This window comes from Dietzia cercidiphylli, from assembly GCF_014145145.1.
GTDB lineage: Bacteria > Actinomycetota > Actinomycetes > Mycobacteriales > Mycobacteriaceae > Dietzia > Dietzia natronolimnaea.
Window position 1 is genome coordinate 1 of record NZ_JAALEA010000349.1, and the last position, 4,969, is coordinate 4,969.

The following is a 4,969-nucleotide window of genomic DNA, read 5'->3' on the forward strand; positions in this document are numbered from 1 at the left end:
CGTCGGGACGTCGCCGGGCGAGGCGCCGGAGGGCGCGGGGAAGACTGCGACGACGACGTCACCCGCCACCGCGGTGGGCGCCGGCCCCGACAACGCGAGGGCCGAGACCCCGAAGAGTGCCGGCGCCACCCCTGCGGAGGGCGGGGAGACCGGCGAATCCGCAGGCCGCGAGCCGAGGTCCTGACCCCGCCTCCCCCCCGCGTCCCCCTATCGGGTGTGTTGCGAAACACGGCACCAGGTATGTGACTACGCTCACAGAAACCGGTCCGGTCGTTTCCGCCGTGTCGACTCCGGCCGCCGTGAACACATATCCCGAGAGAGAGCCGCTGATGACCGATCACGACCACACCCAGACCTACGCCCCCGACCCCGACTTCACCGCACAGGCCAACGCGCAGGCCGACCTCTACGACGTCGCAGCCTCCGACCGACTCGCGTTCTGGGACGAGCAGGCACGGCGCCTGGACTGGTCGACCGAGTGGTCCGAGGTCCTCGACTGGTCCGACGCCCCGGTCGCCAAGTGGTTCGTGGGCGGCACGCTCAACGTGGCCCACAACTGCGTGGACCGCCACGTCGAGGCCGGCAACGGCGACCGGGTGGCCATCCACTGGATCGGCGAGCCCGAGGACGACGCGCGGGACATCACCTACGCCGAACTCAAGGACGAGGTCAGCCGCGCGGCCAACTACCTCAGCTCCCTCGGGCTGGTCGCCGGCGACCGGGTGGCCATCTACATGCCGCTGCTGCCCGAGGTCTACATCGCCATGCTGGCCTGCGCACGCCTCGGCCTGACCCACTCCGTCGTGTTCGCCGGCTTCTCGCCCGCCGCCCTGCGCTCCCGTATCGACGACGCCGAGGCCAAGCTCGTGATCACCGCCGACGGACAGTTCCGTCGTGGCAAGCCGGCACCGCTGAAGGCCGGCGTCGACGACGCGTTGGCCGGGAATCTCGAGGGCGTCGACGGGCACGCGAAGTCCGTGCAGAACGTCCTCGTCGTGCGCCGCACCGGCCTGGACGTCGAGTGGACGGAGGGCCGGGACGTCTGGTGGGACGAGGTGGTCCCGCAGCAGTCCACCGAGCACACGCCGGAGGCCTTCGACTCCGAGCACCCGCTGTTCCTGCTCTACACCTCCGGGACCACGGGCAAACCCAAGGGCATCGTCCACACCTCCGGCGGCTACCTCACCCAGGCGTCCTACACCCACCACAACGTGTTCGACCACAAGGCCGGCCAGGACGTCTACTGGTGCACCGCGGACGTCGGCTGGGTCACCGGCCACACGTACGGCGTGTACGCCCCGCTCTCGAACGGTGCCGAGTGCATCGTCTACGAGGGCACCCCCAACTCGCCGGACGAGCACCGCCACTTCCAGATCATCGAAAAGTACGGCGTCACCATCTACTACTCGGCGCCGACCCTCGTGCGGACCTTCATGAAGTGGGGCGCCGAGATCCCGGCCGCCCACGACCTGTCCTCGATCCGCCTGCTCGGCTCCGTCGGTGAGCCGATCAACCCGGAGGCGTGGCGCTGGTACCGCGACAACCTCGGCGGCGGCAAGGCCCCCATCGTGGACACGTGGTGGCAGACCGAGACCGGCGCGATCATGATCTCCCCGCTGCCGGGCGTGACCGAGACCAAGCCCGGCTCGGCCATGCGGCCGCTGCCCGGCATCGACGTGGCCATCGTGGACAGCGACGCCAAGGAGGTCGGCGCGGAGGAGCAGGGCTTCCTGGTGCTCACCGAGCCGTGGCCGTCCATGCTCCGCGGCATCTGGGGCGACATGGAGCGCTACCGCGACACCTACTGGTCCCGGTTCGCCGAGGAGGGGTACTACTTCGCCGGTGACGGCGCCAAGTGGGACGCCGACGGAGCGCTGTGGGTGCTGGGCCGCGTCGACGACGTCATGAACATCTCCGGTCACCGCATCTCCACCTCGGAGGTCGAGTCCGCCCTCGTGGGTCACCGCGCGGTCGCCGAGGCGGCGGTGGTCGGCGCCGACGACGAGACCACCGGTCAGGCGATCGTCGCCTACGTGATCCTGCGCGGCAACGTCGACGCCGAGGAGGACCGGCAGAAGCTCATCGACGAGCTGCGGGCCGAGGTGTCGCGGGAGATCTCCCCGATCGCCAAGCCGCGCGACATCACGATCGTGCCCGAGCTGCCCAAGACGCGGTCCGGGAAGATCATGCGGCGCCTGCTCAAGGACATGGCCGAGGGCCGCGACGGCGGGGACACCTCGACGCTGTCGGATCCGACCATCATGGAGCAGATCAGGGAGAAGGGCACGCGCGGCTGACCGGGTAGCGGGTGAAGGCAGCCACGTGTCGTGGCACGATGGACGACGGTGCATCCGTCGCCTGACAATGGAGGAACAACCGTGAGCCACGCCCAGGGAACCCACTCGCCGACCGAGGCATCGATCCCTCTGCACGACGCGGATTCGATCGGTCGGGGCGACGCCAGCATCGGGACCCTGGTCAAGAACGCCACGACGCAGGTGTCCACTCTCGTCCGCGCGGAGATCGAGCTCGCGAAGACCGAGGTCACCGAGCAGGTCAAGAAGGCGGCCACCGGGTCGGGCTTCTTCGTCGCGGCGCTCGTGCTGCTCCTCATGTCCTTCTTCCCGTTCGTCTTCATGTGGGCGAAGCTCATCTCGCTGTGGTTCGGTACCAAGTCGTGGGACTGGATCGGGTTCCTCATCGTCTTCGTGGTGCTGGTGCTGCTGGCGGCGGTGTGCGGGCTGCTGGGTTACCGCAAGATCAAGAAGATCCGTAAGCCCCAGCGCACCATCGACTCGGTGTCCGACCTCAAGCTGGCCATGCCCACGGGCGCCGAGCCGCGGCCCGGGACGGTCCGGGTCACCGAGACGCCCCAGCCCGCCACGCGCAGCTGAAGACGCCAGCACACCGGCCGCCCGACCCGTCGATCGTCAGGATCGACGGGTCGTGGCGGCATCGTGACGTCTCGGCCAACGGCATCCGCCTGCACGTCGCCGAGGCTCTCCCGCCCGACACCGTCCCCGGTGAACTGCCACCGCTGGTGCTGATGGTCCACGGCCTGGGCGGCATCTGGTGGACCATGCGGGCGCCCGTCGTCGCGCTGGCCGAGGCCGGTTTCCACGCCGTCGCGGTGGACCTCCGCGGCCACGGGGACTCCGACAAACCACCGCGCGGTTACGACGGGTGGACGCTGGCCGCCGACATCACGCACCTCATCCGCGCTCTCGGCCACACCTCGGCGGTGATCGTGGGGCAGGGCGAGGGCGGATTCGTGGCCTGGACCGCCGCGTACCGCCGGCCGCGCGCCGTGCGGGGCCTCGTCGTCGTGGGCTCTCCCCACCCCCTGGCCACCCGCAACGCCGCACTCCGCGATCGCGCCCAACGCCGCGCCCTGGTCCCCCGCCTCCTGGCGGACCAGGCGCCCCGGCTCCCCGAACGCCGCCTCACCGCCGACGGCGCGGCGTCGGTGGAGGCGATGCTCAGAGCACGCTCCGGGCCGACATGGCCGGACACCGACGACTTCCGGGAGACCGCCGCGCTGCTCAGGCGGTCCATGCTCATCCCCAAGGTCGCGCACCTGTCCCTGGAGTCCCGCCGCTGGATGGTCCGCAGTCAGCTCCGTCCGGACGGCCGCGATTTCCGGCGGACCGTCTCCGGCGTCCTCGACCAACCGGTGCTGGGGATCAGCGGCGCGGAGGACCGGTTCATCCGGCCGTCGACGGTGAGCGCGTCGGCGGCGTGGGCCAGGGACTTCCACACCGAGCTGGTCGCGGACGCGGGGCACTACCCGGCCATGGAGCAGCCGCGTGCGACCTCCCGACTGATCGTCGACTTCGCGCGCCGGGTCAACGGGCTCTGACCGCCCGGCTCCTCACACCGGAGCAGGGCGGGAACCGGGCGACGGGCGCCACCTCAGCGGGGCGTCACCTCAGCGGGACGTCCCCCAGGCGGGACGTCCCCTCAGCGTGCCCCGACGCAGCTGCCGGTGGAGACGGGCTCCAGTGAGTCGACCGCCCGCTCGAGCTGCGGCAACACCTGCTCGACGGTGAGCGCGTACCCCGTGTCGGCGGCGTCCATCGCGGCTCCGAACACCACGCCCACGACCTGTCCCTGCGGCGTGATCAGCGGTCCGCCGGAGTTGCCCTCGCGCACCGACCCCCGCAGGATGTACACCTCGCGCTCGACGGTGGCCTCGCGGTAGATGTCGGGCCCGCGGAGGGTCACCCGCTCCCGGATGCGGGCGACGTCCGGGCGGTAGGGGCCGTTGCCGGGGTAGCCCACGACGATGGCGTCGTCGCCACTGCGGCCCCGGCGGTCGGCGAAGGGCAGGACCGGGGCCTGCAGCCCCGGCACGCGCAGGACGGCCACGTCGACGCCCGGGTCGTAGACCACCACGTCCGCGTCGAGTTCCTGGTCGCTGGCGACGACGCTCACCGAACCCGTGCCGGCCACCACGTGCGCGTTGGTCATGACCAGGCCGGGGGCGGCGACGAACCCCGAGCCCTCGAGGGCTCGGCTGCACGACTCGGCGCGGCCCAGGATCTTGAGGACCGACGGCTGCACCGCCGCCACGACCTCGGACCCCGCCAGCACCGGGTCCGGCGGGGGCACCTCCTGCATGGGCGTGGTGCCGAACGGGCCGAGGATGTCCGGGAACCCGGTGGTGCCGAGGACCGAGGTGAACGCCGCGGGGATGCGCTGCATCTGCTCGGGCGCCACATCGTCGATCTTGGCAAGCACCGAGGACCCGCGCACCGCCTTGCCGAGCCCCGGGCCCTCCTGTGCGGCCACGGGGATGGCCACCAGCCACGCCACCAGCAACATCGCGGCGGCCTGGAGGACGGCCCCGACGGTGCTGTCGAGGACCCTGGCCCCCGCCCCGGAGATGTAGCGCCTCGCGGCGCGGCCGATGGTCACGCCGGCGATCTGGCCGATGATCACCATCACCGCGATCACGGCCAGACCCGCC

5 protein-coding genes are annotated in these 4,969 nt (G+C 71.4%); 4 read left to right on the forward strand and 1 reads right to left on the reverse strand.

All coding sequences use genetic code 11. From position 1 onward, the window contains the following. The 4 genes from G6028_RS17470 to G6028_RS12535 form a co-directional block, all read left to right on the forward strand. The coding region (locus G6028_RS17470) for a hypothetical protein (RefSeq protein ID WP_422110537.1) at positions 1 to 184 on the forward strand (184 nt) is incomplete at its 5' end. Between the two features lie 145 nt (positions 185 to 329). Continuing rightward, positions 330 to 2,297, forward strand: coding sequence for an acetate--CoA ligase (acs, locus tag G6028_RS12525; protein WP_182659064.1), 1,968 nt, complete (start codon positions 330 to 332; stop codon positions 2,295 to 2,297). Positions 2,298 to 2,378: 81 nt separating this feature from the next. Beyond that, entirely contained in the window at positions 2,379 to 2,894 is a 516-nt protein-coding gene (locus tag G6028_RS12530; RefSeq protein WP_179524416.1) for a phage holin family protein, read from the forward strand. Between the two features lie 146 nt (positions 2,895 to 3,040). Then, positions 3,041 to 3,859 (forward strand): alpha/beta hydrolase, encoded by an 819-nt coding sequence (locus tag G6028_RS12535; RefSeq protein WP_182659065.1) that lies wholly within the window; start codon positions 3,041 to 3,043, stop codon positions 3,857 to 3,859. A 101-nt stretch (positions 3,860 to 3,960) separates the two neighbouring features. Here the strand turns inward: G6028_RS12535 and G6028_RS12540 are convergent. Then, a partial coding sequence (locus G6028_RS12540; protein ID WP_182659066.1) for a MarP family serine protease occupies positions 3,961 to 4,969 on the reverse strand: 1,009 nt, incomplete at its 5' end.